General features: G+C 62.2%; 27 protein-coding genes and 1 tRNA gene. 9 read left to right on the top strand and 19 right to left on the bottom strand.

From position 1 onward, the window contains the following. Nucleotides 1–494 precede the first annotated feature (494 nt). From RX328_RS21220 to sigJ, 3 genes are read left to right on the top strand one after another with little or no spacing between them, the layout of a single operon-like run. Entirely contained in the window at nt 495–872 is a 378-nt protein-coding gene (locus RX328_RS21220) for a hypothetical protein (RefSeq protein WP_213245524.1), read from the top strand. After that, complete coding sequence (locus RX328_RS21215; RefSeq protein ID WP_213245526.1) at nt 865–1,410, top strand: hypothetical protein; 546 nt, start codon at nt 865–867, stop codon at nt 1,408–1,410. The genes RX328_RS21220 and RX328_RS21215 overlap by 8 nt, the downstream gene beginning before the upstream one ends. Next, on the top strand, nt 1,388–2,272 hold the full coding sequence (sigJ, locus tag RX328_RS21210) for an RNA polymerase sigma factor SigJ (protein ID WP_213245528.1): 885 nt from the start codon (nt 1,388–1,390) through the stop codon (nt 2,270–2,272). The genes RX328_RS21215 and sigJ overlap by 23 nt, the downstream gene beginning before the upstream one ends. A gap of 5 nt (nt 2,273–2,277) precedes the next feature. On the opposite strand, the gene RX328_RS21205 is transcribed toward sigJ, so the two are convergent. From RX328_RS21205 to secE, 5 genes are all read right to left on the bottom strand, one after another. After that, nucleotides 2,278–3,231, bottom strand: coding sequence for a 2-hydroxyacid dehydrogenase (locus RX328_RS21205; protein ID WP_213245530.1), 954 nt, complete (start codon nt 3,229–3,231; stop codon nt 2,278–2,280). 116 nt (nt 3,232–3,347) lie between these two features. After that, complete coding sequence (rplA, locus tag RX328_RS21200; protein ID WP_057843562.1) at nt 3,348–4,040, bottom strand: 50S ribosomal protein L1; 693 nt, start codon at nt 4,038–4,040, stop codon at nt 3,348–3,350. Between the two features lie 6 nt (nt 4,041–4,046). Continuing rightward, nucleotides 4,047–4,475: a 50S ribosomal protein L11 gene (gene rplK / locus RX328_RS21195; protein WP_213245532.1), complete on the bottom strand. Its 429-nt coding sequence runs from the start codon at nt 4,473–4,475 to the stop codon at nt 4,047–4,049. A gap of 244 nt (nt 4,476–4,719) precedes the next feature. Beyond that, on the bottom strand, nt 4,720–5,250 hold the full coding sequence (gene nusG / locus RX328_RS21190) for a transcription termination/antitermination protein NusG (protein ID WP_057849226.1): 531 nt from the start codon (nt 5,248–5,250) through the stop codon (nt 4,720–4,722). 20 nt (nt 5,251–5,270) lie between these two features. Further along, on the bottom strand, nt 5,271–5,462 hold the full coding sequence (secE, locus tag RX328_RS21185; RefSeq protein ID WP_213245534.1) for a preprotein translocase subunit SecE: 192 nt from the start codon (nt 5,460–5,462) through the stop codon (nt 5,271–5,273). Between the two features lie 356 nt (nt 5,463–5,818). Between secE and RX328_RS21180 the strand changes: the two genes are divergently transcribed. Beyond that, nucleotides 5,819–6,004, top strand: a complete 186-nt coding sequence (locus RX328_RS21180; RefSeq protein WP_213245536.1) for a hypothetical protein — start codon at nt 5,819–5,821, stop codon at nt 6,002–6,004. A 73-nt stretch (nt 6,005–6,077) separates the two neighbouring features. Here the strand turns inward: RX328_RS21180 and RX328_RS21175 are convergent, their stop codons facing one another. The 5 genes from RX328_RS21175 to RX328_RS21155 form a co-directional block, all read right to left on the bottom strand. Continuing rightward, complete coding sequence (locus RX328_RS21175; RefSeq protein ID WP_213245538.1) at nt 6,078–6,815, bottom strand: hypothetical protein; 738 nt, start codon at nt 6,813–6,815, stop codon at nt 6,078–6,080. Next, nucleotides 6,812–7,207: a phage holin family protein gene (locus RX328_RS21170; RefSeq protein WP_213245540.1), complete on the bottom strand. Its 396-nt coding sequence runs from the start codon at nt 7,205–7,207 to the stop codon at nt 6,812–6,814. The genes RX328_RS21175 and RX328_RS21170 overlap by 4 nt, the downstream gene beginning before the upstream one ends. Then, nucleotides 7,204–7,815, bottom strand: a complete 612-nt coding sequence (locus RX328_RS21165; RefSeq protein ID WP_247510269.1) for a hypothetical protein — start codon at nt 7,813–7,815, stop codon at nt 7,204–7,206. Before RX328_RS21165 ends, RX328_RS21170 begins: the two co-directional genes overlap by 4 nt. Nucleotides 7,816–7,828: 13 nt before the next feature. Continuing rightward, a complete protein-coding gene (locus tag RX328_RS21160) occupies nt 7,829–8,857 on the bottom strand; it encodes a DUF3618 domain-containing protein (RefSeq protein WP_213245542.1) in 1,029 nt (342 codons plus the stop codon). A 174-nt stretch (nt 8,858–9,031) separates the two neighbouring features. Then, a complete protein-coding gene (locus tag RX328_RS21155) occupies nt 9,032–9,334 on the bottom strand; it encodes a YhjD/YihY/BrkB family envelope integrity protein (protein WP_213245544.1) in 303 nt (100 codons plus the stop codon). A 396-nt stretch (nt 9,335–9,730) separates the two neighbouring features. Between RX328_RS21155 and RX328_RS21150 the strand changes: the two genes are divergently transcribed. Further along, on the top strand, nt 9,731–9,943 hold the full coding sequence (locus RX328_RS21150) for a DUF3072 domain-containing protein (RefSeq protein WP_213245546.1): 213 nt from the start codon (nt 9,731–9,733) through the stop codon (nt 9,941–9,943). Nucleotides 9,944–10,036: 93 nt separating this feature from the next. Here RX328_RS21150 and RX328_RS21145 read toward each other — a convergent pair. Continuing rightward, nucleotides 10,037–10,112, bottom strand: a tRNA-Trp gene (locus RX328_RS21145). 149 nt (nt 10,113–10,261) lie between these two features. On the opposite strand from RX328_RS21145, the gene RX328_RS21140 reads away from it, so the two are divergent. Further along, nucleotides 10,262–11,482 carry a serine hydrolase domain-containing protein gene (locus RX328_RS21140; protein WP_213245548.1) on the top strand — a complete coding sequence of 407 codons (1,221 nt, stop codon included), beginning with the start codon at nt 10,262–10,264 and terminating at the stop codon, nt 11,480–11,482. 170 nt (nt 11,483–11,652) lie between these two features. Here the strand turns inward: RX328_RS21140 and RX328_RS21135 are convergent, their stop codons facing one another. Next, nucleotides 11,653–12,420 (bottom strand): SDR family NAD(P)-dependent oxidoreductase, encoded by a 768-nt coding sequence (locus tag RX328_RS21135; RefSeq protein WP_028349077.1) that lies wholly within the window; start codon nt 12,418–12,420, stop codon nt 11,653–11,655. A gap of 89 nt (nt 12,421–12,509) precedes the next feature. After that, nucleotides 12,510–13,220, bottom strand: a complete 711-nt coding sequence (locus tag RX328_RS21130) for a histidine phosphatase family protein (protein WP_213245551.1) — start codon at nt 13,218–13,220, stop codon at nt 12,510–12,512. Between the two features lie 140 nt (nt 13,221–13,360). Between RX328_RS21130 and RX328_RS21125 the strand changes: the two genes are divergently transcribed. Further along, on the top strand, nt 13,361–14,146 hold the full coding sequence (locus RX328_RS21125; protein WP_213245553.1) for an SDR family NAD(P)-dependent oxidoreductase: 786 nt from the start codon (nt 13,361–13,363) through the stop codon (nt 14,144–14,146). A gap of 148 nt (nt 14,147–14,294) precedes the next feature. On the opposite strand, the gene RX328_RS21120 is transcribed toward RX328_RS21125, so the two are convergent. The 4 genes from RX328_RS21120 to RX328_RS21105 are packed head-to-tail and all read right to left on the bottom strand — an operon-like array spanning nt 14,295 to nt 17,975. Further along, nucleotides 14,295–14,651, bottom strand: a complete 357-nt coding sequence (locus RX328_RS21120) for an NIPSNAP family protein (RefSeq protein ID WP_213245555.1) — start codon at nt 14,649–14,651, stop codon at nt 14,295–14,297. A gap of 45 nt (nt 14,652–14,696) precedes the next feature. After that, a complete protein-coding gene (locus RX328_RS21115; RefSeq protein WP_410734051.1) occupies nt 14,697–15,572 on the bottom strand; it encodes a DMT family transporter in 876 nt (291 codons plus the stop codon). A 54-nt stretch (nt 15,573–15,626) separates the two neighbouring features. After that, nucleotides 15,627–16,685 (bottom strand): phosphotransferase family protein, encoded by a 1,059-nt coding sequence (locus RX328_RS21110; RefSeq protein WP_213245559.1) that lies wholly within the window; start codon nt 16,683–16,685, stop codon nt 15,627–15,629. A gap of 57 nt (nt 16,686–16,742) precedes the next feature. Beyond that, nucleotides 16,743–17,975: an acyl-CoA dehydrogenase family protein gene (locus tag RX328_RS21105; RefSeq protein WP_213245561.1), complete on the bottom strand. Its 1,233-nt coding sequence runs from the start codon at nt 17,973–17,975 to the stop codon at nt 16,743–16,745. A 307-nt stretch (nt 17,976–18,282) separates the two neighbouring features. Between RX328_RS21105 and RX328_RS21100 the strand changes: the two genes are divergently transcribed. Continuing rightward, complete coding sequence (locus RX328_RS21100) at nt 18,283–18,975, top strand: TetR/AcrR family transcriptional regulator (RefSeq protein ID WP_213245563.1); 693 nt, start codon at nt 18,283–18,285, stop codon at nt 18,973–18,975. Nucleotides 18,976–19,817: 842 nt separating this feature from the next. Here RX328_RS21100 and RX328_RS21095 read toward each other — a convergent pair. Beyond that, nucleotides 19,818–21,389, bottom strand: coding sequence for a winged helix-turn-helix domain-containing tetratricopeptide repeat protein (locus RX328_RS21095; protein WP_213245565.1), 1,572 nt, complete (start codon nt 21,387–21,389; stop codon nt 19,818–19,820). Between the two features lie 148 nt (nt 21,390–21,537). Between RX328_RS21095 and RX328_RS21090 the strand changes: the two genes are divergently transcribed. After that, nucleotides 21,538–22,794 (top strand): vanadium-dependent haloperoxidase, encoded by a 1,257-nt coding sequence (locus RX328_RS21090; protein ID WP_213245567.1) that lies wholly within the window; start codon nt 21,538–21,540, stop codon nt 22,792–22,794. A gap of 131 nt (nt 22,795–22,925) precedes the next feature. Here RX328_RS21090 and RX328_RS21085 read toward each other — a convergent pair whose 3' ends face one another. After that, nucleotides 22,926–23,888 carry a Bug family tripartite tricarboxylate transporter substrate binding protein gene (locus RX328_RS21085; RefSeq protein WP_213245569.1) on the bottom strand — a complete coding sequence of 321 codons (963 nt, stop codon included), beginning with the start codon at nt 23,886–23,888 and terminating at the stop codon, nt 22,926–22,928. Nucleotides 23,889–24,001: the final 113 nt, after the last annotated feature.

Below are 24,001 nucleotides of genomic sequence, written 5' to 3'. Positions count from 1 at the left end.
TGCGGGGTGTCGAGGTTCGAACCAAATCAGCCATGGCGCCGCGCGAGGCGACGCTAAAGCGAAATCCGGTCTTCACCCGTCTATGCAGGCTATAAGATTAAGCCGTTGAGGAACTTGCGTTCTTCGCGGGCGCCTGCAGTCTCGGACAGGACGGAGCCATTCGGCAAGCCGAACGACCCCTGCCGCATTTCCACGAAACGACAGGTTTTCCTTCCTTTCGAGCAATCCATGCGGATGTCCTGAAAGGAATGATCTCCTACCGTAACGGGTTTTCGGAATGCGCGCACAGCCGTGCCAGCTACGGCCAGCACGCCTGGAAGCCGTTGTTTAGCGAGTCTTGCCCGGCTTGCCAAGGGCAAAATTCACACCAGTTTGTCGACCCGGCCCAGGCAAAGTTCCTCGGCAAAAATTTTCGTTCGAAACGCGCGCCAAAATTTTTGACCCGCGCCGTCACACTGCTCTCTCCACGCTCGTCTTGGTCGCAGGAGGTTCCCATGCGGCGTCAAATAGCGGCGATCCTTGCGATACCGGCCGTTCTGAACGGGCTGGCGATGCTTGTTGCCGGCCCCCTCTGGTACCACAACGTTCCCGGCGTCACCGATACCGGTCCCTTCAACCCGCATTTCGTGCAGGACGTCGGCGCAGCATTTCTGGTGGCCGGTCTGGCGCTGGCCGCGCGGGCATGGCGACCACGGTACTGGCCGGCGGCGGTGGCGGGCGCCGGCTTCCTAGCCGCGCATGGCCTGATCCACCTGGTGCTGATCGCTAGCGGGCACGTCCATCACGCCGTGTTCGATCTTCTTGCCGTGGTTCTGCCCTCCGCACTCGCCCTCTATTCCGCCTTCCCCAACAAAGGAGAACAATATGCGTAGTTGGATCGCCCGCCGCAGTTTGCGTGCATTCGCCAAACGCTATGGTTACGACGTCAGCTATCTCGAGATGATGCTGAACGAATCCCCTACCGCCTTTTTCAAGTTCGCGCCCATCATGAAGGCGGCCGCGCACCGCGAGGCGGTTCCGATCGATGCCAGCTTTGCTGCCAAAATCGTTGGCGCGCTGGCGGAGGATTGCGGTCCCTGTACGCAACTGGTCGTCGACATGGCGCTGGAAGCGGGCATGGCCAAGGACCAGATCGAGGCGGTTCTTCGCCGCGATCCGCGCGCGATGAATGATGCGACCATGCTCGGGTTCCGGTTTGCCGATGCCGTGGTGCGCCGCTCCGCCAACGACGATGAGTTTCGCGACGCCGTCCGCGCCCAATGGGGCCCGAAAGGCGTGATAGACCTGACGATCGCGCTCCAGCTCGGCCGCATGTTCCCGATGGTAAAAGCCGGGCTCGGCTACGCCAAGGAGTGCCGCCGCGTTTCGGTGAATGGACACAATATCGATGTCGTCAAACAGGCCGCATGACGACCCGCTGGCGCCCCATCGCGGGCGCCTGCTCGGGCTCGCCTATCGCATGCTCGGCAGCCGCAGCGACGCCGAAGACGTCGTGCAGGACGCCTATCTCCGCTTTGCCGGCGCCGAGGATGTCCGCAACGCGGAAGCGCTTCTCGTCACCGTCGTGACCCGGCTCTGCCTCGATCGCCTGAGGAGCGCAAAGGCGCAGCGGGAGATCTATGTCGGGCCCTGGCTCCCGGAACCGGCGTTCGACGCGGAAAGTCTGTCGGTCGAAGCCGCCACCGAACTGGCTGACGATCTATCGTTCGCCCTGTTGCTGGCGTTGGACCGGCTTTCCCCGATGGAGCGCGCGGCCTTCCTGCTTCACGATGTGTTCGACACGCCGTTTTCCGAAATCGCCGCGATGCTCGACCATAGCGAGGCCGCCTGCCGTCAGCTTGCCTCGCGCGCCCGCCGAGCGGTGCGCGACAACCGCCCGGCGCCTGCGGCCGCGCCGGACAGTCACGCGCGCCTGCTGCATGCTTTCAGCGAAGCAGTTACCAGCGGTGACGTCAGCCGGCTGGCCGAATTGCTGCGCGAGGATGCGGTTGCAATCACCGATGGCGGCGGCCGCAAGTTCGCGGCGCGCAATCCGATTGTCGGGAAAGACAAGGTCGCCCGCTTCTTCGTCGGTATTGCCGGCAAAACTGCCGGCCAGGACGTCCGTATCGAGCCGGCTGTCATCAACGGCGCCATTGGCGCGCTACTCTATCTGGATGGCGAACTCGACCTCACCCTGAGCATGGCGATCGATGGCGAGAAAATCGCTGCGATCTACGTCGTCCGCAATCCCGACAAGCTGCGCCACGTGCCGGCCGGCACGGCGCACTGAAGCAGTCAGGCGAGCGGCACCGGGTAAGGCAGGCGCTTGCCGGCAAAAAACGCATCGAGATTGGCCAACACGCAATCCTGCATCGCCACATGCGACTCCAGCGTATGACCGCCGATGTGCGGCGAGAGCACGACATTGGGCAGCGCCGTCAGGGCGTCCGGCGCATGCGGCTCCTTCTCGTAGACGTCGAGGCCCGCGCCGGCGATGGTCTGATCGGTCAGCGCCGCAATCAGCGCAGGCTGGTCGATCACCGAGCCGCGCGAAATGTTGACGACGTAACCATCCTTGCCGAGCTTGCGCAGAATATTGGCATCGACAACGTGATGGGTATCCGCTCCTGCCCGCACCGCGATCATCAGGACACTGCACCATTCGGCCAGCGCATCCAGGCTCGGTAAATACCGATACGGCACATCGTGCCGGCTGCGGCTAAAATAGCCGACCTCGGTCTCGAACGCGGCAGCCCGCGAGGCAATCTTGCGGCCGATCTCGCCCATGCCGTAGACGCCGATCTTGCGGCCGAGCATCCCGGCTTGCGGGCGCATCATCGGCGACGGTTTTGCGGCCGCCCAACTCCCGCCGCGCACATAGTCGTCAGCCACGAGCAGCCGCCGCGTGGCCGCCAACATCAGCGTGATCGCGATATCGGCGACTGACGCCGCATTGGCGCCGGGGCTGTGGCCGACGGCGATGTTGCGCTTCGCCGCAGCGTCGAGGTCGACGCCGTCATAGCCGGTGCCGTAGCAGATGATCGCGCCCAGTTTCGGCATCATGTCCATCGCCTCGCTGCGAAGCGGCGTCCCGCCCGCCGTGATCAGCGCGCGAATGTCGGCGAGCTGATCGGCCGAGAACACCTCGTTGGGCGCCTTGCCCGCGGCGTTCAACAACTCGAAGCGCTCGCCAAAACGTTCCATCTGGGCTTTGGGAAAACGCGAATAGATCAGGACTTTCTCGGGCATTCTTTTTCCTTCTTGCCAAGTCCGGCGACGCAACGACTACGAAAACGCGACGTCAAACGCAAAGGGCGGAATCGGTCACCCGATTCCGCCCTGCAATTCACTCAGACCGCCACGGACTAGCCGAGCAATGTGCCCGGCTCGACCTTGACGCCCGGGCCCATGGTGGAGGAGACCGCCACGCGCTGGATGTAGGTGCCCTTGGCGCCGGCCGGCTTTGCTTTTGCCACCGCATCCGCCAGCGCTTTCACGTTCTGCACCAGCTTTTCCTCGGAGAACGACGCCTTGCCGACACCGGCCTGCACGATGCCGGCCTTTTCGACGCGGAATTCGACCGAGCCGCCCTTGGCGCCCTTCACGGCTGACGTGACGTCCATCGTCACGGTGCCGATCTTCGGGTTCGGCATCATGCCGCGCGGGCCGAGCACCTTACCGAGGCGGCCAACCAGCGGCATCATGTCGGGGGTTGCGATACAACGGTCGAAGTCGATCGTGCCGCCCTGGACCTTCTCGACCAGGTCTTCGGCGCCGACGACGTCAGCACCGGCAGCCTTGGCTTCGTCCGCTTTGGCGCCACGGGCGAACACGCCGACGCGCAGCGTGCGGCCGGTGCCGTTCGGCAGGTTGACGACGCCGCGAACCATCTGGTCGGCGTGGCGCGGGTCGACGCCGAGATTGATCGCGATCTCGATCGTCTCGTCGAACTTCGACGTGGCGCGTTCCTTGACCATCTTGATGGCATCCGCGAGCGGATAGAGCTTCTCGCGGTCGATGCCCTCACGGACCTTCTTCAAACGTTTTCCGATTGCCATGGTCCGTTACCCCGCAACTTCCAGACCCATCGAACGGGCGGAGCCCTCGACCATCTTCATGGCCGATTCGACGGAATCGCAATTGAGATCCTTCATCTTCTTCTCGGCGATCTCGCGCACCTGCGCTTTGGTCACCTGGCCCGCCTTGTCGCGGCCCGGAGTTTTCGAGCCGGACTGGATCTTGGCAGCCTGCTTGAGGAAGTAGGACATCGGCGGCGTCTTCATCTCGAAGGTGAAGGAACGGTCCGCATAGATGGTGATGATTACCGGGATCGGGGTGTTCTTTTCTTCCTTCTGCGTCTGCGCGTTGAACGCCTTGCAGAATTCCATGATGTTGAGGCCGCGCTGACCAAGCGCGGGACCGATCGGGGGCGACGGATTTGCCGCACCGGCCGGGACCTGAAGCTTCAGGTATCCGGTCACTTTCTTTGCCATTTATTGCTCCTCATGTTGCTCCGGACAATCCGGAAGCTTCACAGGACCGTGGTACGGTTCGCATGACGGCTGGCGACCGTCAGTCCCCTTCCACGGCATTCCAAAGGCGTCGCCGCCTCCACTCTTGTCATGCCCGGGCTTGACCCGGGCCCGTCGCTCTTGCTTCTCACGAAGCAAGATGGATTGCCGGGTGATCCAGTGCGAAGACGCGCTTCGCGCTTTAGCCCGGCAACGACAGCATCGATCAGACCTTCTCGACCTGACCGAATTCCAGTTCGACCGGCGTGGCGCGGCCGAAGATCGACACCGCGACCTTCACGCGCGAACGCGCCTCGTCAATTTCTTCAACCACGCCGGAGAACGACGCGAACGGGCCATCGGCGACGCGGACGTTCTCGCCGATTTCGAACGACACCGACGCCTTCGGCCGTTCGACACCTTCCTGCACCTGGTGCAGGATCCGCATCGCCTCGGACTCGGAGATCGGCATCGGCTTGTTTTCGGCGCCGAGGAAGCCCGTCACCTTCGGCGTGTTCTTGATGAGATGGAACGCCTCGTCGGTCAGTTTCATCTTCACCAGCACGTAGCCCGGGAAGAACTTGCGCTCGGCGTCGATCTTGCGGCCGCGGCGCACCTCGGTAACCTTTTCAGTCGGCACCAGCACCTGGTCGAACAGTTCCTCGAGGCCGCGCTGCTTCGCCTGCTCCCGGATCGATTCCGCCACCTTCTTCTCGAAGTTCGAGTAGGCGTGAACGATATACCAGCGCTTGTCCATCGTAAGAGTTCCGGTGCTCATCATTGGACGCCCAGCAGGAAGGTGACCACGTAGCGGATGATCAAATCCGACATGAAGAAAAAGATCGAAGCCAAGGCAACCATCACGAACACCATGATCGTGGTGATCGTCGTCTCGCGGCGGGTCGGCCAAGTGACCTTGGCGGTCTCCGAGCGCACTTCCTGCAGGAATTTGAACGGGCTGAAAGCCATCGTTGGTTACCGCGTCCTTCGTGAGACGATTGTGATTTAAAGCGAATCCGAACAGCCCTCCAGTGCCCAGCCCTCTCTCGAAGGATGAGCCACCAAGCGGGCTCGATTGTTCGGGGGAATTCAAGGCCGCGCCGGATATCCGCATCTAACGGGCCAGCAGCAGGTGGCGGGTATCTACTGCCGGCCGGGCAAAAGGTCAAGGTACGGGGTGCCGCGGCCCCTGTCGGCAGACTGAAACGGGGCGGAGCCATTGGTTAACCGCCGGTACCGGGTCGGCTCAAATGCATACAAGGCCGCGATCCCGATTTTAAAAGCTCTTGGATAACCTGTTTGCTCCACTGGGGAGTGACACGACCATGGCAATGTTGGGCCAAGACTGCGAAAGACCTTCGGGCGAGACCGCGTGGACCATTCTCGACGCGGCAAACGACCTCGGCGACACCGTTACCGTCGATGCCTGCCGACGGGTCATCGATGCCGACCTGCGCGGCGACACGCCCGCCACGTCGGACATGGCAGTCCTCACCGCATTCTTCGGCTAGCTTCGCGACAGCTCTAGAAAATTGGGCCAACTAATTGACCTAACAGCAATTTTTCCCCGCCGACGCTCGCTGCCTAGGACCCTACTTTCTGTCGGGCCGCATCCATTGCATCCCGGCCCGCCTGTTGCACCCGATCGGATAATTCGGCGCCGGCGTCCCCGAGTTCCGCTTGGAGCGTGTCGGAGGCCTCTCTGACGCTTTGAGACACGGCGCCGGCGCGGGCGTTCGCGTCCGCCTTCAAACTGTCGCTGAGCTCGCCAACCCACTCATCTTCGAGATGGGACTTCGCCAACGCCCCGGCCACCGTGGCACCGATCGCCAGACCGACGGCACCGAGGACCAGCGGTTGTCGTTCGAGGAGATCGGAAAGCGAGGATTGCGCCTGAGCCAGCGTTTCCCTCCGTGGCAGGGCTCTGCCCAGCCGGTCCCACATTTCCCGCGCACCGGAGATGCCTTCCTCGAACCGATCGCTGATCGTATCCGCCGCATCCGACATCGCATCGGAAGCCCCGCTTCTGGCGTTGCGCACCGTCTCATTGACGCCCCGCGAGGCTTCGTCCTGCATTCGGGAGGTTCGATCCCGGATGGACTCATAGCTATTCTCGAATTTCGAGGCGGCGGCCCGTGAACCACGCGCAGCCGTATCGGCAAGCGGCGCGGCAGCGGCCCTGACCGAGTTCGCCGCGTTCTTCAACTTGTCATTGCCGATAAGTAGCCAAAGTGCACCGCCTCCGATCAGAGCCGCAGCAAGCGGATTGTCGCGGGCAGCAGCCGTCAGGCCATCTATGAAACTCCCTTGTGTTCCGCTCATCGCACCATTCCCTTCACGGTATCCTTGTCCTTTTCGAGCTGCCGCAGCGTTTCACGTGGCGCCAGTTTCCGCGCGTCCAGCCGGTTCATGCCGATCGCAAGCAGGATGGCCGCAATCACCGCGGCCACGATCGCGGAGATCAGATACGAGACGGGCTGCGACCATCCTCCCGCGATCAAGGCCGCGGAAAGGGCGAACAGGGCCATGACAATCGCTGGAACGACGAGAATGGCGCCAGCCGCGACGAGACCAACGGCGACACCGATTTGCTGAACCTTTTCGCCAAGCTCAGCCTTGGCGAGATCGACTTCGTTTTGAAACAGCTTGGCGAATTGCGAAAGTGCATCGCCCAGCAGGCTGGAGATCGTCCGAATATCCGTTTTAGTGCTCATGATGCCTCCGCTTTGTAGGAGGACGAGGTGGAGGGTGATGGCGTGTACGATGAAGGCGAGTACGATGAGGAAGAGCTTTGCGGTGAAGAGCTCTGACTGCCGGATGCCTTCAGGAAGCGGACCGCGGCGAAACCGGCAAGCACCGAGAGACCGAGAAAAGCCGCAGGCTGCCGTCTCGCAAAATCGGTCGCGCCATCGACGAGATCGCGGAGACTTCCGTTGCGGATCTTGTCGGCGGCCTCGTCAACATATTCAGCCGCGGAATTGATGCTGCGGGCAGCAAACGGTGCGTCATTCTCGAACGCGCGCGCCGCATTCCTGATATCGCCGGCAAGCCGGCCGATGAAATCCGCGCCCGTGCGCTGTTGTTCGCCAGCCTGCTCCTGCAGACGATCGGCAGTTCCTGACGCCACGTCCTTGGCGACATCCGCCGCTTCCTTGAATTTTTCGCGTGCCATATCCGTCGACGCCTTCAGCGCGTCGCCGGCGCGCTGCTTCATCTCTGCGCCGGCTTCGGTAGCCTGGTCCTTCAGGTCCTGGGACGACGTCGTCGTATTCTGGTTCTGAGAGGAATTGGTGTTACGGGTGTTGAGGTCCAAATCGCTCATGGCGGTCTCTTTTTCAGCTATGTGGGTTACGGGAAGGATCAAATGCCGTCGTCACGACGTCGTCGGCCACTTCTTGGAGCCTCTCGGTCACGCCTTCCGTGATCCGACTGGCGTGCTTGCCGAGGTCGGCGTCGGAAACGCTTTTCGCCGCGGCGTCCGCAGCCGACATAGCGGCGTCTTTGGCGGCATCAAATCCGGATTGAGCTGCCGTGCCTGCGGCGCGTTTAACGCTGTCGCTCGCTTTACCCAATACGCCGGCCTCGGCCCTGGTACTTGGAAGCGAAGCAGCAAGGATCGCACCAATCGCCACTCCCAGGCCGCCGATCAATGCAGCGTTGTCGCGGATCACCTTGCTTGCCGCTGCGGGTGCCGCGGTCGCTGCCCGGGTGGCGGAGGAGCGAGCGCGCTCCATCTTTTCTTTCGCCATTTCCATGGTGTCATTTGCCATTTCAGAAGCGGCATCCATGCCGGCCTTGACCTTGCCGCTGACGGCGTCAGCGGTTTCGGCGGCCCGATTCCTCGTCTCGCTCGCCATCTCGCCCGCGGCCTCCTGTGCGTCGCCGGCCCTAGCGGCTGCCTCGCTCTGGGTGGAGGATACCGCCTGACGCAGGCTATCGCCGAGTGACTGCGCGCGTGCCGCGGTCTCGTCCATCACTTCCCTGGCTTTTTCAATTCCGGGCGCCGCCGCTTCCGCAGCGCGGTCGCGCACGGTTTTCGAACTCAGGGCGAGCCCCGCGCCGATCATCAGAAGCGGGAGTGGAAAACCGCGGGCCAGCCGCAACGCCGGCACCGCGATCGCGGTGCCGGCGGCAAGCGCCTGCATCGGGTTTTCCATCGCTTGCTGCCTGAGAGCGCCAAGCCAAGTCTGGGTCTTGTGACTGATGAAGCCGGAAACCTCCGCCTTGATGCCATCCGGCGAAACCTTGTAGCGGATGTCTTCTGCAGTGTCGGTGATCTGTTCCCTCAACCGATCGACGGTCGCCGCAAGCTGGGCGCGGCTTATCTCGGAGTCCCGTCGTAGCTCCTCTACGGATCGTGCCATGTCGTCACCGCCCTATTGGGTTCGTGTTGGTTTTGGGACGAACTCACGCGCTATTGAATTGTTCCTCGCGCTCGCTGCGCCTGGCCGAATGACGCTCGTGATCGATCGCCTTCGTCAGTTCAGCACCGCACAGGAAAACCTGCGATGAGTAATAGGCCCAGAACATGAGGACGATCAGCGCACCCCGCCGCGCATAGGCCGAACTCGGCGCTGCGCGACCGGGCTAAAGCCGATCACCGACTTGCCGATAGTGAACAACACGGCTGTGACAAATGCGCTCAGGACGAGATGGCACCAGTAGATGTCCGTATCGGGCAGTACCCGGTAGATCGCTGCGAACAACAACGTGAATATCCCTATCGGCACCACCGTGTTGAGAGCACTCAGGACGACCTTGTCAGCAGCCCACTGTTCCGAGGCGATAGCGCGGCGCTGGCGGCCAACGAAACGATCAACATTAGAGCCGAGGGCGGCCACGAGCCGAGGCTGGCGACACGAGGCCTGATCTAGGAGGAGATGCGCTGTTCAACCGGCTTGGCCGTGAACGTCGCATTCAGTGCAGTGCGCATTCGCCGAAACCCGGCAATGCCGTTATCAGGATCAGGACGGTGACGACCCCGAGAATTGTCGCGGTCGTCCCCGGACATCGGATCGCTTGAGCGCGCGAGGAAGCCCGAAACGGCCTTCGCGATCCCGCCACAGGGGTCCCATTGGTCTTCCCTCGGTCTTCCCTCGCTCTCCCCGATTGCAGCGCAAGCAATGGCATCGTTGCTGAAGCGGCGGTAGTTCGTTGGAGTTGCACCGGTGCTCCCCTGAACGCACTCACGGAACAATACATGAACAAATGCGTTCTTGGACTGAAGAGGACGGCAAATGACTTCCAAGACGCACATCGATTCGAACACAGAAAAGGACCCTGACGACTGGGTCTCCGGCGATGAACCGATGACGGGGGCTCAGGCATCTTACCTGAAAACATTGTGCGAGCAGGCGCATTGCCCCGAGGCATTCAATGAAAACCTCACGAAGGCGGAAGCGTCGAAGCTGATCGACAAGATGCGCGAGAAAGCCGGCGTGGCAGAATAGGCCGGTCGTCGTTGAATGAAGCGCGAGTTCATCGGGAGCCTGAAAGGGGCTCGCCGGCCTTCGCCGAAAATCAATCTAAGTATTTGATTTAGCTGGCAGGAGTGGCAGGGCTCGAACCTGCGACCCCCGGTTTTGGAGACCGGTGCTCTACCAATTGAGCTACACTCCTGCAGGGAACCGCCGCATGCGTCGGTTCGTGCCGTTTCAAGCATAGGCCATGCCCCGATTGCAAGGGGCGAAGCGGCTTGCCGCCCTATCCAAAGCACACCTTCTGCGCCAGACTTGGTCACCACAACAACAAGCGCAACGGGAGAGACCATGAACGCGCAGACCGCCCGCCAGACAACCGCCCCCCAGACCCCTTCTCTCCCCGACGCCAAGCCGGAAACCATCGGCCTCTCGAGCGTCCGCCTGCAGCGGATGTCGGACGCCTTCAAGCGCGAGGTCGACAAGGGAACCCTGCCCGGCGCCACCGTCATGGTGGCCCGGCGCGGACAAGTCGGCTGGTTCGATGCCGTCGGCCGCCAGAGCCCGGCGGCGGCCACGCCGATGGCGCATGACAGCATCTTCCGCATCTTCTCGATGACCAAGCCGATCGTCTCGGTCGGCATCATGATGCTGGTCGAGGACGGCCACTTCATCCTGGGCGATCCCGTCGCTAAGTTCATTCCGGAGTTTGCCGACCAGAAGGTCGGCGTCGAGAACAACGGCAAGCTCGAGCTGGTGCCGGTGAAGCGGCCGATGACGGTTCAGGACCTGCTGCGGCATACGTCGGGCCTGACCTACGACCACACCGGTAACGGCCTCGTCCAGCAGCTCTATCAGCAGTCACGGCTGCGCAGCCGCAAGATCACCAACGCCGAGCACGCCACCATGATCGCCGGCATGCCGCTGATCTGCCAGCCCGGCGCGGAATGGAACTACAGCCGCTCGACCGATGTGCTCGGCCGCATCATCGAAGTCGTCTCCGGCAAGTCGCTCGGCGCGTTCCTGACCGAGCGAATCCTGGCGCCGCTGCAGATGGCCGAGACCGCTTTCCATACCTCAGAAGCGAACGCTGGCCGCCTCGCCGAACCGTTCCCGACCGATCCGTGGAACGGCGAGAAGGTGCAGCTCTTCAACATGCTGGAGAAGCCCGCGATGGAATCCGGCGGCGGCGGGCTGGTCTCGACCACCATGGACTATGCCCGGTTCTGCCAGATGCTGCTCAACGGCGGCACGCTCGACGGCAATCGGATTATCGGCCGCAAGACGCTGGAGCTCATGGCTTCAGATCATCTCACGCCCGATGTGAAGGTCGACTCGCCGCTGATGTCGCCGGGCCACGGCTTTGGGCTCGGCTTCGCCGTCCGCACGCACCGGGGCATCGCGCCGTTCCCGGGCTCGCTTGGCCAGTTCTTCTGGAGCGGTATGGCCGGCACGTTCTTCTTTATCGATCCCGCGGAAGAGCTGTTCACGGTCTTCATGATGCAGGGGCCCGGCCAGCGCGAATACATGCGGAACATGCTGCGCGATTTGGTCTACGCGGCGGTGGAGTGACGCCGAGGCATTGTTCCCGGCATAGCGCCCAACCACAACTGTCATGCCCCGCGAAGGCGGGGCATCCAGTACGTCGTGACATCAATCGGAATCGAGACGCCGGTGTGTACTGGATCACCCGCCTTCGCGGGTGATGACATCGATGGCGCTATGCGCTCCTCCTCGATTCCTCAACTGATCGTAGCACCACCATCGATCACGATGGTCTGCCCGGTCATGAAGTCGCCGGCCTTCGATCCCATTAGCACCGCAGCGCCCGCGATCTCGTCCGGCACGCCGATGCGCAAGAGCGGCGAGCGAGCGGTGGAGGCTTTGAGCGTCTCCGGATTATCCCACAGTGCCTTGGCGAAATCGGTCTTGATCAGGCCGGGCGCGATACAGTTCACGCGGATATTATGCTTGCCATATTCGCAGGCGAGGTTGCGCGCGAGTTGCATGTCGGCCGCCTTCGAGATCGCGTAGGCGCCGAGCACGGTCGAGCCCTTCAATCCGCCGATCGAGGAGACGATGATAATCGAGCCATCCTTGCGCTCAATCATCTGCGGCACCACCATGTTGATCAGCCAATTGTTGGCGACGATGTTGTTGTCCAGGATCTTACGAAACTGTTCATCGGAGATGCCGCCGAGCGGACCGTAATAGGGATTGGATGCGGCGTTGCAGACCAGCACGTCGATCTTGCCGAAAGCGCGGTTCGACTCGTCGACGAGGTTCTGCAGGTTTTCCTTGCTGGAAATGTTCGCGGCGATCGCTACCGCCGTCCCCTTGCCGAACTTGTCGTTGATTTCCTTGGTGACCTGGTCGCAAACATCCTGCTTGCGCGAGGAGATCACGACCTTCGCGCCATGCTCGGCCATCCGCTCGGCGATGGCGCGGCCGATGCCGCGCGTGGAGCCGGTGATGACGGCTACTTTCCCGGTCATATCGAACAAGCTCATGTCTCTCTCCCAATGATCGTCCAGCGCGATTGCCGGTTTCGTCTTGAATTCGAACTAAGCAGCCTTTGCGGTCCTCGACAACTTGAGGCTCAAGCGAGCTTGGTCGACGGCGGCTCGACCTCCGGCCCGGACGGCTGATGCATCGCGTCGTGCGAGGCATCCGCGATCCACGGCTGCTGGTTGACCATCTGCAGCCGCCAACCGCTGTGGCCCTCGCTTGCGAGATGGTCGAGCCGCGTTACCGAACAATTGTCGATATCGAAGACCAGGCCTTTTTCGGGCAAGCCGCCGAGCGCAAGGGCGACGGCGGCCCTGATCGTGCCGCCATGCGCCACGACGATCACGTCCTTGCCCGCTTGTTCGAGATTGATGCGCTCAATGGCGGCGCAGACTCGATTGTAGAGATCCAGGAAACTCTCGCCGCCGGGCGCAGGCTCGTCGAAGGCGCCAAACCAATGGCTGCCGATCGGCCGGCTTGCGATGAATGCCGCGCGATTCATGCCTTGCCATTGGCCGAGATGCTGCTCGGCGAATGCGTGCACATGCGGCATCTCCATCGGCTTGGGAAAGCCGGCGGCCCAGATCGCGTGCGCGGTCTGATGCGTGCGCTTCAGATTGCTTGCATACCAGACCGCGTTGCGCGGCAGGATCTTTCCGACCGCCTCGAACACGATGCGATCGCCGCAGTCGCAGCCGAGATCCTCCTGCCCGTAAATGCAGCCGTTATCTTCGCGCACCGGCGCATGACGCACCCACCACCAGCGCGTGGTGACCAATCGCGGTTTGTCTGCATTGGACATCGCCAAGACCCTTCAATACTGTTCGCTGTCGCTGTACGTCAGAGCACGCATCGTCTCAAGTCACTCTGGCGTTTGAAATCTTGTTTGAATTCCGCAAGGCGGCAGACGCCGGCGCGCATAACACCGTAAGGGAGAAGCTCATGGGCCGCCTCGAAGGCAAATCCGTCGTCATCACAGGTGCTGGAAGCGGCATCGGGCGCGCTGCATCGGTGCTGTTCTCCAGGGAAGGCGCGAAGCTCGTCATCGTCGACCGCGCCGAGGGCGTGAAGGAGACCGCCAAGCTCGTCAGCGATGCCGGCGGTACGGTGGAGGCTGTGATGGCGGATGCCGGTTCGGAAGCCGATGTGAAGGCCTTCATAGACAAGGCGGTTTCGAAATACGGCAGGCTCGATGCGATCTGGGCCAATGCCGGCGTCAGCGGCGGGCTGGTGCCGCTGGCCGAGCAGACCGTCGAGCACTGGCAGGAAGTTCTGCGCATCAATCTGATCGGGCCGGTCCTCGCGATCAAGCACTCGATGCCACACATGATCCGGCAACAGTCCGGCTCGATCGTATGCACCGCCTCCGTCGCAGGCCTCAAGGCCGGCGCCAGCGGACATCCCTATGGCGCCAGCAAGGCCGGCGTCATCAGCCTGGTGCAGACCACCGCCTATTCGCTGTCCGGCACCGGCGTGCGCATCAACGCGATCTGCCCTGGCCTGATCGAGACCGGCATGACCAAGCCGGTGTTCGACCGCGCCAAAGAGCGCGGCACCTCCGACAAGATCGGCCAGCTCAATCCCCTGAAGCGCGCCGGCCAGCCGCACGAACTCGCAGCGATGGGCCTGTTCCTCGCCAGCGACGATGCTTCCTACGTCAACGGCCAGGCGATCCCGGTCGACGGCGGCCTTACCGCGTCGATGCCTTATACGGGCAAGCCGATTTAGCGATGAGCTCGTGCCCCGGCTCTGCAGCGCGACACGCTGCGCTGCAGAGCCGGGGCCCATCGCTTGCACGAGACGCGAAGCGTTTGGGTCCCGGCTCTGCGGCGCGTCACTTCGTGTCGCACCGCGTCTGGGACACAAGAGTGATGTTCTACGCGTAAGTCGCAAGCAGGCTCCTGCCTTTCGCGGGCGAATAGTCCGTTGGCGCCAGCAGGCGGTCTTCGATCTGACCTACCATCAGGCCATGCTCGGCATGCGTCACCCGCTTGATCTCGGACCATTCGGCATCGGCCTTGAAAGCCGTCCACGCCGCGATCTTGGTCGCCTCGTCGGGCCATTCCAGCAGATAGGCGAACTCGGTTCGTTCGCCTAATTTCGTTTCCCACATCGCAACGATCTTGAAACCGTATCTGCTTTGCATGATGCGCGCGGCGTGATCGCGAAAGCGGGCGTGGAAGGCGGACTTGTTCTTCTCGAATATCTCGTAGATGCGCAGTTGCTGGATCATGAACATCTCCAATCAGCTTCGGAGATATGGGCAGGGTCGATGCGCTCACAACCCATCCGGCGGCAGGCCAGATGATTCCGCCGCCAGCGTGCGGTGGCGGATGCGCTCGCGGTAGAAGGCATAGAGGCCTGACAGCACGATGATCGAGGCGCCCAGCACCATCATCGCGTCGGGCACGTCGCCGAACACGACATAGCCTAGCAGCATCGCCCATAGCAGCGCGGAATAGCGGAACGGGGCGACCGCCGAGATATCGCCGGAGCGCAGCGCCGAGATGATGCATTGATAGCCGATCAGCAGCAGCACCGCGGCCAGCGTCAGCAGGCCGAGCGCGCCCGTGGACGGCGGCGTCCAGCCGCCGAGTGGAACGAGGATGGCGCCGCCGGCCGTGGTCACCGTCACCGTGGTCAGCAAGGTGATGAACAGCGACGGGATCTTTGTGGGTATGCGTCGGGTCGCGAGATCGCGCAGCGCGCAGAACGCCACCGACACCAGCGCGAACAGCGCGAACTGGTTGAAGCCCGCCAGCCCCGGTCGCACGATGATGAGCACGCCGATAAAGCCTGCGACAATCGCCGACCAGCGCCGCCAGCCGACCGGCTCGCCAAATATCACCGCGGCGCCCAGCGTGATCGCGAGCGGCAGCGCCTGGAAGATCGCCGAGGTGTTGGCGAGCGGCAGATGCACGAGCGCCGCCATGAACGAGATCGTGCCGCCGATCTCGCCGAACACCCTGAGCGCCACCGGTTTGAGCATCAACGTGCGCAGCGGACGCAGCGCGCCCTGATGGTAGGCGAACGCCGCGACCAGCACGATCGCGAACAGCCCGCGCACCAGCATCACCTGGCCGAAGTTCATCTCTGACGACACGGCCTTGGTGATGGAGTCGTTCATGGTGAACGCCGCCATGGATACCGCCATGAGCAGGCTGCCGCGGATATTCGGTGAGAGTGCCAAGTCGGTTAGTCGCGCTGATTAGGTCGCGCCGGCCTTCTGAGCGTATTCCCAGGAAGACCTCGACAGCGGCACGGTGCGCGCGGCCGACTCCAGAGCCTTGGCGTTTGCCGCGGTGCCGTCGCGGATCCGTCCGGCGATACCTTGCGTGATGCCGGCAAGGCGGAACATGTTGTAGGCGAAGTACCAGTTGAGGTCGGGCACTTCCATGCCGGTAACGTCGCAGTAGATTTGCGCGGCCTCTTCCAGGCTCGGAATGTTCAGCGCCTTGAGATCGGCTTTTTCCAAGCCGGGCATGGTCCACTGCATCAACAGATAGGTGAAGTCGGCCATCGGATCGCCGAGCGTCGACAATTCCCAGTCCAGCACCGCCTGCACGCGCGGTTCCGTCGCGTGGAAAATCATGTTGTCGAGGCGGTAGTCGCCGTGGACGATCGAGACGCGCTTCTGCTCAGGCACAGTGCGCGGCAGCCATTCGGCCACCTTTTCGAATTCCGGAATGTGCTGGGTTTCCGAGGCGCGGTATTGCTTGGTCCAGCGGTCGATCTGGCGCGCGAAATAATTGCCCGGCTTGCCGAAATCGCCAAGGCCTATCTGCTCCGGATTGAAGACGTGGAGCTTCGCCAGCGTCTCGATCTTGCTGGTGAAGATTTTGCGCCTGTTATCCGGCGTCTGGCTCGGAAGCGTCGGATCCCAGAACACGCGGCCGTCTTCCATCGACATGATGTAGAAGGCGGCGCCGATCACGGCGTCGTCGGTGCACAGCGCGCAGGCCTTCGCGACCGGAAAGCCCTGCTTGCCGAGCGCCGCAATAACGCGGAACTCGCGATCGACCGCATGCGCCGACGGCAGCAGTTTGCCGAAAGGTTTTCGGCGCATCACGTAGGATCGGGCCGGCGTTTCGAGTTTGTAGGTCGGGTTAGACTGGCCGCCCTTGAACTGCAGGACCTTTAGCGGCCCCTGGTAGCCCTCGACATGCTCGCGCATCCAGCCGTCCAGGCTCGCCTCGTTGATGCGATGGCGCTCCTCGACTTCCTTGGTGCCCGAGAACTCTTCGTCTTTCCTGACGCCGTCCGCCACGATGACGCTCCCTCAACTTCTTCTTGGACTTTGGGGAGCGCCATTCATGGCCTCCCGTTAGTTCGTAGCGTTTGCATACTTCCGAAGTTCAAGTCTGGCAATGGCGCGGTTATGCACCTCGTCCGGACCATCGGCCAGCCGCAGCGTGCGCACATGCGCGTAGTCCACCGCCAGTCCGGCGTCATCGGAGACGCCGCCGCCGCCGAACGCCTGGATTGCGTTGTCGATGATCTTCAGCGCCATGTTCGGCGCCGCCACCTTGATCATGGCGATCTCGAGTTGCGCGGTCTTGTTACCAACCTTGTCCATCATGTCGGCAGCCTTGAGGCACAGCAGGCGGTTCATCTCGATGTCGATGCGGGCTTCCGCGATGCGCTGCTCCCAGACCGAATGCTCGATAATCTTCTTGCCGAACGCGGTGCGCGACGACAGCCGGCGCACCATCTTCTCCAGCGCCTCCTCGGCCTTGCCAATGGTGCGCATGCAGTGATGGATGCGGCCGGGGCCGAGACGGCCCTGCGCAATCTCAAAGCCCCTGCCCTCGCCGAGCAGGATGTTCTCCCTGGGAACACGGACGTTCTCCAGCAGCACCTGGGCGTGGCCGTGCGGCGCGTCATCGAAGCCGAACACTGGCAACATTTTTTCCACTTTGATGCCGGGCGTGTCGAGCGGAACGATGATCTGCGACTGCTGCTGGTGCCGCGCCGCGTTCGGGTCGGTCTTGCCCATCAGGATCGCCACCTTGCAGCGGGGATCGCCGACACCGGACGACCACCATTTGCGGCCGTTGATGACGTAGTGATCGCCATCCTTCTCGATACGGGTTTCGATGTTGGTGGCATCCGAGGATGCCACCGCCGGCTCGGTCATCAGGAAGGCGGAGCGGATCTCGCCGTCCATCAACGGACGCAGCCATTTGCGCTTCTGCTCCTTGGTGGCATAGCGCATGAACACTTCCATGTTGCCGGTATCAGGCGCGGAGCAGTTGAACACTTCAGAAGCCCAACTGATGCGGCCCATTTCTTCGGAGAGCGGCGCGTATTCCAGATTGGTCAATCCCGCGCCACGGAATTCATCGTCCTCATGCGAGGACGGCGGCATGAACATGTTCCAGAGGCCTTCAGCGCGCGCCTTCTTCTTCAAATCTTCCAGAATCGGGATCACCTTCCAGCGCTCGCCCGCGGCGTCCTGCTGCTTGTAGATCGGCACTGCGGGACGGACATGCGTGTTCATGAACGCGCGGACTCGGTTCAGCCAATCCTTCTGCTTCTCTGACATGTCGAAATTCATGGGACGCTCCTCGGCTCTCGGCTTCTGAAATCGTTTGGCCGCACTGTCTGCCCGTCACTCGCGGCCGGCAAGCCGTTTTGCGAACCTGACAGTCCGGTCGGCGGGAGATGCGACACGCTCGCAAACGTTGTTGACATTTCCAGCCCTTCAAACGATAGTTTCATACAACTGTTTGAATTGCAACTCCCTCCCCGCCAGTCATTCCGGGGCGACGGGCCAGCGTCGAACCCGGAATCTGGAGATTGTGGCGCGAGATTTCCGGGTTCGCGCTTCGCGCGCCCCGGAATGACGGAAAGAGGCTGTAGCCATGTCGAGCGATCGGACCCGGTCCGCCATCCTTGCCGCCGCGGAAAAGCTTTACGCCGACCGCGGCTTCGGCGACGTGACACTGCGCGACATCGTCGCGGAAGCCAACGTCAATCTCGCCGCGGTGAACTATCATTTCGGTTCCAAGGATGAATTGATTGCGGAGCTGTTCGTCACCCGCAGCCTCGCCACCAACCGCGAGCGGCTCAACGAGTTGAAGCTTGCGGAGGAAAGCGGCGGCGGCCGCGCGCCGATCGACGCCATTTTGCACGCGCTCGTAGGCCCCACCCTGCGCGGCTGCCTCGGCCCGGACCGCGAAGGCTCGACCGCAGCGCGCTTCATGATCCGCGCCTCGATTGAATCGGTTCCGCCTATCCGCCGCATCAAGAACCGCGAGGTCGATCATCTGCGGAAATTCATCGCCGCGATGCGCCGCTCGCTGCCCGGCCGCGACGACGCCGAGCTCTATTGGGGACTGCATTTCGCGCTGGCAATGTCGCATCACACCATCCGGGAAAAAGAGCGGCTGTCCAGATTGTCGGAAGGACAATGCGACCTCAATGACGTCGATGCCATCGTCGACCGCGTGGTCGCGGTCTCGGTGATGGCGCTGACGGGCGGCGAGACGCCGGCGAAGAAAGCGCCCGTCCGACCGGCGGCGCCGCATGGCAGGCTGACCCGGCAAGACTTGTGAGCTGGACGTAGTACGCGCTAAATTCTCGTAGCACGGATAAACCAGCGGCTCTCTCCACGTCATTGCGATCAAAGCGAAGCAATCCATAGCGCCGCAAGTGGAGACCTGGATTGCTTCGCTGCCGCTCGCAATGACGCGGAGGTAGTGATGCAACACACTACTGTCATCCCCGCGAAGGCGGGGATCCAGTACGCCGCGGCTTTTCGGTTCAATCACTGGCGTCTCTGGAATACTGGGTCGCCCGGTCAAGCCGGGCGATAACAACTGAGTATGACTTCACGATCTCGCGGCATCATCCGCCCGAGTTTTGCTACTGACCTCCCGCCCTCTTATCAGAGGGCGCAGGGAAGACCGGGTGCTTGCCGCACCCGCGGTCTCGTGTGCAAAGTGCGCAACAGGAAACGCACACGAGCATACAGGTACAGCGGAAACACTCCGGCCTTCCCTGCGCAATGGCTTACGGCTTACTTCGTGCTCTTCCCGGAGAACGGCTCTTTTGCCTCCGTCGGCCGTGAGAAGCTTGCCCCTCTCGGACTTAACGCCAGCACCGCGGCGCCCGAACCACACGACTTCACCGTACGCTTCCTGCGCGTACGTCTAGCGCGCATTCAGCGTCCACCGCATCTCACCGCACGTTCGTGACGATCGCGAGCGCCCCTCATCTTGCCGTGAGACGGGCGGAGTTATGCAGCTGATTTGCCCCTCGTGTTAAGCGGAATATTTTTGATTCCCGGGCTTGACACGATTTCTGAAAATCAGAAGTGATTTGCCTGTCGGGCGCACGGAAAAAACACAAGCCTTGCAATCCTCCAACCTGAATGCCCGCCCTCCCTGCCTCAACCTTATGTCAGCCCGGCCTTACGCATTCCCTCCAGGAAGCGCTCCATCAACTCCGGCGTCTGATAGGGCACGCTTGATCTGATCCAATCGATCGAGAGTTGGGGTTGATCGAGGCGCACGGCGGCGAGAGATTGTTTGGCCTCCTCTACTCTCCCCATCTGGGCCAGGCTCGCGCAACGCAGGCGTTGGGCGCCGTGGAATCCGGGGCGCAGCCGCAACAATTGCTCCGAGGTTTCGAAGGCTTCCGCATATCGGCCCGCGAGATAGTTGGCCACGGTAACGCCGCCGAGAAACATCGCGGTATCGGGATCCAACGGACTTAGCCGGATGGCTTCGTTGCCGTGAGCAATCGCTTCGCAACACTGCCCCGAGAACGCCAGCCCATGACTGAGATAACAATGCGCTGCCGCCGAACTCGGGTTGAGGCTGACGGCACGCCGGAATGCCGCGATCGATTCCTCGGTGCGCCGCTCCATCATTGACCCATAGCCGAGCGCTATCTGTGCCCACGGATCGCAATCGTCCAACGCAATCGCCCGAACGATGTGTGGACGGGCAGCCTGCAAACCCTGATCACGCTCGATCCAACCATTGTGCGCGGCAAACACCAGGCAGAAGCCAAGCAGGCTTCGGGCCGGGGCATAATCCGGATAGGCCTCGGCGGCGCGATTGAGTGCTTCGACGGCGGCTTCGTTGTCCGATCGGGTCAAACGCCAAACATGCGTTTGTGCGCGCGCCACCAACTCCCAGGCGCCGAGATCGCCGGACGAGCGCGAAAACGCGCGAACGCCCTCTGCTGCCAACAGGCGCGGCTGGATCGAGGCAACGACGCTGCTCGTGATCTCATCCTGTATCGCAAAGATGTCGCCCAGTTCGCGGTCATATTGCTCCGCCCAGTGATGGCCGCCGGTGACCGCATCAATCAGCTGCGCGCTGACACGCAGCCGCTGGCCGGCGCGGCGCACACTGCCCTCGAGCACATAGCGAACGCCGAGTTGGCTCGCGACTTGCCTGACGTCGACGGCGCGGCCCTTGTAAACAAACGTCGAATTGCGGGCGATGACGAACAGCCATCGGACGCGGGACAAGCCCGTGATCAAGTCCTCGGATATGCCGTCAGCGAAATAATCCTGGTCCGGATCGCCACTCATATTGTCGAACGGCAGCACCGCAATGGAGGGACGATCGGGCAAAGGCAGCGCGCGGTGTTCATCGGCATCCGTCGCGGCGGGTGCGTTCGAAGAAAGTTCATCGCCGTTGATGGCTGTTACTGGCGAAGCAAACAGATAACCTCGTTTTGAAACGGTTTCGATGATCGCCTGAGCGTCGTCTTGCAGGGCCTGCCGGATCTCCTTGATGCACTGAACCAACGAGTTTGGCGTGACGTTCAGGTTCTGCCAGACGTTTTCGATCAGTTCTGCCTTGGGAATGAGCCGGCCGGGATGCTGCGTGAGATACACCAGCACATCGAAAGATTTTGGCCGCAGCGGCACGTTGACGCCCTCGCGGCGCAAACATGCCGATCGACGATCGACCAGGAACGGGCCAAATCGGTAGCTCTTGAATTCCGACATCTCTGCAATGCGCGTCCTACGCCGGCGTCCGCGGGCAATCTAGCGCATTTCATCACAATTTCACTGGTTCTTCACGGCTGCCACGCTCCCGAATGTGGGACCTTCGGGCAAGCCCTCTTTCGGGGGCGACACGCAAGGAGAAGTTCCAATGAAGCCAATATCAGGGTTCTCACCGGCCATTCAGATCGGCAGCGCCCTCGCGGTCGCACTATTTGCCACCGCCGCCCTCGGTGACGTCATCATGGACTGGAACGCCAAGGCCGACGCGATCGCCGTCGAAAAGCAGATGCCAAATGCCCCAAATGCTCGCGGACAGGCGATGCTTCACATCGCAATGTTCGAGGCGGTTAACGCCATCGACAGACGCTATGCGTCTTACAAGCTTAACCTCACCGCGGACCGCGCCGCGTCAAGAGAAGCCGCAGCGGCTGCTGCGGCGTATGACGTGCTGCTGGCGCTCCATCCCGACAAGAAGGCAGATCTCGATGCTGCGCTTGCCGGCTCGCTCGCCGGGATGGCCGAGGACGAGGCGAAAGCGAAGGGCGTCGAGCTCGGCAAAAAGGCTGCCGCCGGGATCATCGCCTTGCGCGCCAATGATGGTAGCAACACACCGGAAGATTACCGGCCCGCCACCACAGCCGGCGTGTATGTGCCGACCACGATACCGATCGAGTCCAAGAGCTCGAAGATCAAGCCATTCGTGATGGGTAGCGCGTCACAATTTCGCGCCGGCCCACCTCCCGCGCTGACATCCGAAACCTGGACCAGGGATTTGAATGAAATCCGCGAGATCGGCAGCAATGCCAGCGCCAGGCGCTCGGCCGAGCAGACGGCGATCGCCCGCTTCTGGTTCTTCACAGGGCCTAGAACCTACAATGCGATTGTCCGCCAGATCGCCTCGAACAGGAAGATGGACCTGGTCGATTGCGCCCGCCTCTATGCGCTGACATCGATGGCCGGCGCTGATGCCTTTATCGCCGTATTCGATGCGAAATATGCGTACAATCTCTGGCGTCCTGTGACAGCCATCCGCAACGCCGATCTCACGTCCAATCCCGCGACCCCGCGCGAGGCATCTTGGCAGCCTTTGGGCGTGACGCCGATGCACCCGGAATATCCCTGCGCGCATTGCATCGTCGCCAGCGCCATCTCGACGGTGCTGCAGCATGTGGTGGGCAACGAAATCGGCGAGATCACGTTGACGAGCCCGACGGCTGCCGGCGCTACACGCAAGTGGACGCGGCTGCAGGACTATAGCGACGAGGTTTCCAGCGCGCGCATTTATGCCGGCTTTCACTACCGCTTCTCCACCGAAGCCGGCAAAGAAATGGGAAAGAAGATTGGTGACCTGACGGTTGGCACGCAGATGCTGGGCGCCGTGGCCGATGCCCAGCAGAAACGCTGATTGAGTAACACCGAGGCCGGCAGTTCAGTCGGCCTCGGTGCCTGGTGCAAATCGCCGAAGGTCGTAGGGCAGCAATTCGCAGGTCTTCAGGAGCGAACAGGCTTGGAGAGCACCCAGACGGGAGCTACCGCCTACTCGGGTTTGAAGCCGGACGCCCTGATCACCGGCCCCCACAGCTCGGAATCAGCTTTCTGAATTTTCGAGAATTCCTGGGCGGACGTACCGGTCGGCTGGACGCCGAGCGGAGTCAGCCGTTTGCTGAATTCCTCATGACGCACGGCTTCGACGACGGCCCGGTTCAATTGCGCGACCACCTCGGCGGGCGTCTTGACCGGAGCATAGAGTCCATACCAGCCCTCGCCGCGGATGCCATAGCCGCTTTCGGTGAACGTCGGCACGTCGGGCAGCACCGCTGATCGCGCACGGCCGGAGGTTGCGAGCACGCGAACACGCCCGCCCTTGTGGGCTTCGACGAGATCCTGCGTCGAGGTGAAGAACATCGGCAGGTGACCGCCAATGAGATCGGAGACGGCCTGCGGATTGCCTTTATAGACGACGTGGCGAAGCTCGAGGCCGGCATGGCGGGCGAACAGTACCGCAAAGAAGTGCGGCAACGATCCCGCGGCCGGCGTGCCATAGGCCGCCTGATCGGGATGGGCCTTCAACCAGTCGACCAGCTCCTTGAGGTTTTTAGCCGGGACATTCGCGCCGACCGCCATGGCAAGGTCATAGGTCCCGACCTGCGAGACCGGCTGGAAATCGCGCGCCGGATCGTAGGCAAGGTTGTCATAGACGTGCGGAAACAGCGCCATCGGGGCGATCGGCGTGAACAGCAAGACGCTGCCATCGGAGGGAGCGTCCTTGACCGATTGAACGCCGAGGCGGCCGGCCGCCCCGGGCTTGTTCTCGATAATCACCGTCCGATTCAGCTTTGCGCGCATGGACTCCGCGATCATCCGTGCCGCGGTGTCGCCGACGCCGCCGGCCGGATACGGCAAGACAATCCGGATCGTGGCCTCGCTGCTTTGAGCGACGACGGGGCCGCTGATGACAAGGCCGAGGGAAGCCGCAAACGCCATTCGGATTCTGCGCATAAGATACCTCTGCCAAATGGCGATGCCTGGATTATCTTGACCAGGTGACCCTCTGCCCCGATGATCCATAAAAGAAGTCTCTTTCTCCTTATAACGCGATAAAATCCATTGAT

This window comes from Bradyrhizobium sp. sBnM-33, assembly GCF_032917945.1.
GTDB lineage: Bacteria > Pseudomonadota > Alphaproteobacteria > Rhizobiales > Xanthobacteraceae > Bradyrhizobium.
This window is presented reverse-complemented; position numbering and strand designations above follow the sequence as displayed.

What these genes read in the sequence shown, in the direction of transcription:
- RX328_RS21115 (WP_410734051.1), bottom strand. Translation starts at nt 15,572, where the DNA reads ATGGCGGTATCCATGGCGGCGTTCACCATGAACGACTCCATCACCAAG.
- RX328_RS21090 (WP_213245567.1), top strand. Translation starts at nt 21,538, where the DNA reads ATGAAGCCAATATCAGGGTTCTCACCGGCCATTCAGATCGGCAGCGCC.
- RX328_RS21135 (WP_028349077.1), bottom strand. Translation starts at nt 12,420, where the DNA reads ATGAGCTTGTTCGATATGACCGGGAAAGTAGCCGTCATCACCGGCTCC.
- rplK (WP_213245532.1), bottom strand. Translation starts at nt 4,475, where the DNA reads ATGGCAAAGAAAGTGACCGGATACCTGAAGCTTCAGGTCCCGGCCGGT.
- RX328_RS21125 (WP_213245553.1), top strand. Translation starts at nt 13,361, where the DNA reads ATGGGCCGCCTCGAAGGCAAATCCGTCGTCATCACAGGTGCTGGAAGC.
- sigJ (WP_213245528.1), top strand. Translation starts at nt 1,388, where the DNA reads ATGTCGTCAAACAGGCCGCATGACGACCCGCTGGCGCCCCATCGCGGG.
- RX328_RS21215 (WP_213245526.1), top strand. Translation starts at nt 865, where the DNA reads ATGCGTAGTTGGATCGCCCGCCGCAGTTTGCGTGCATTCGCCAAACGC.
- RX328_RS21140 (WP_213245548.1), top strand. Translation starts at nt 10,262, where the DNA reads ATGAACGCGCAGACCGCCCGCCAGACAACCGCCCCCCAGACCCCTTCT.
- RX328_RS21175 (WP_213245538.1), bottom strand. Translation starts at nt 6,815, where the DNA reads ATGAGCGGAACACAAGGGAGTTTCATAGATGGCCTGACGGCTGCTGCC.
- RX328_RS21160 (WP_213245542.1), bottom strand. Translation starts at nt 8,857, where the DNA reads ATGGCACGATCCGTAGAGGAGCTACGACGGGACTCCGAGATAAGCCGC.
- rplA (WP_057843562.1), bottom strand. Translation starts at nt 4,040, where the DNA reads ATGGCAATCGGAAAACGTTTGAAGAAGGTCCGTGAGGGCATCGACCGC.
- RX328_RS21085 (WP_213245569.1), bottom strand. Translation starts at nt 23,888, where the DNA reads ATGCGCAGAATCCGAATGGCGTTTGCGGCTTCCCTCGGCCTTGTCATC.
- RX328_RS21220 (WP_213245524.1), top strand. Translation starts at nt 495, where the DNA reads ATGCGGCGTCAAATAGCGGCGATCCTTGCGATACCGGCCGTTCTGAAC.
- RX328_RS21170 (WP_213245540.1), bottom strand. Translation starts at nt 7,207, where the DNA reads ATGAGCACTAAAACGGATATTCGGACGATCTCCAGCCTGCTGGGCGAT.
- RX328_RS21130 (WP_213245551.1), bottom strand. Translation starts at nt 13,220, where the DNA reads ATGTCCAATGCAGACAAACCGCGATTGGTCACCACGCGCTGGTGGTGG.
- RX328_RS21180 (WP_213245536.1), top strand. Translation starts at nt 5,819, where the DNA reads ATGGCAATGTTGGGCCAAGACTGCGAAAGACCTTCGGGCGAGACCGCG.
- RX328_RS21165 (WP_247510269.1), bottom strand. Translation starts at nt 7,815, where the DNA reads ATGAGCGATTTGGACCTCAACACCCGTAACACCAATTCCTCTCAGAAC.
- secE (WP_213245534.1), bottom strand. Translation starts at nt 5,462, where the DNA reads ATGGCTTTCAGCCCGTTCAAATTCCTGCAGGAAGTGCGCTCGGAGACC.
- RX328_RS21105 (WP_213245561.1), bottom strand. Translation starts at nt 17,975, where the DNA reads ATGAATTTCGACATGTCAGAGAAGCAGAAGGATTGGCTGAACCGAGTC.
- RX328_RS21100 (WP_213245563.1), top strand. Translation starts at nt 18,283, where the DNA reads ATGTCGAGCGATCGGACCCGGTCCGCCATCCTTGCCGCCGCGGAAAAG.
- RX328_RS21120 (WP_213245555.1), bottom strand. Translation starts at nt 14,651, where the DNA reads ATGATCCAGCAACTGCGCATCTACGAGATATTCGAGAAGAACAAGTCC.
- RX328_RS21095 (WP_213245565.1), bottom strand. Translation starts at nt 21,389, where the DNA reads ATGTCGGAATTCAAGAGCTACCGATTTGGCCCGTTCCTGGTCGATCGT.
- RX328_RS21150 (WP_213245546.1), top strand. Translation starts at nt 9,731, where the DNA reads ATGACTTCCAAGACGCACATCGATTCGAACACAGAAAAGGACCCTGAC.
- nusG (WP_057849226.1), bottom strand. Translation starts at nt 5,250, where the DNA reads ATGGACAAGCGCTGGTATATCGTTCACGCCTACTCGAACTTCGAGAAG.
- RX328_RS21205 (WP_213245530.1), bottom strand. Translation starts at nt 3,231, where the DNA reads ATGCCCGAGAAAGTCCTGATCTATTCGCGTTTTCCCAAAGCCCAGATG.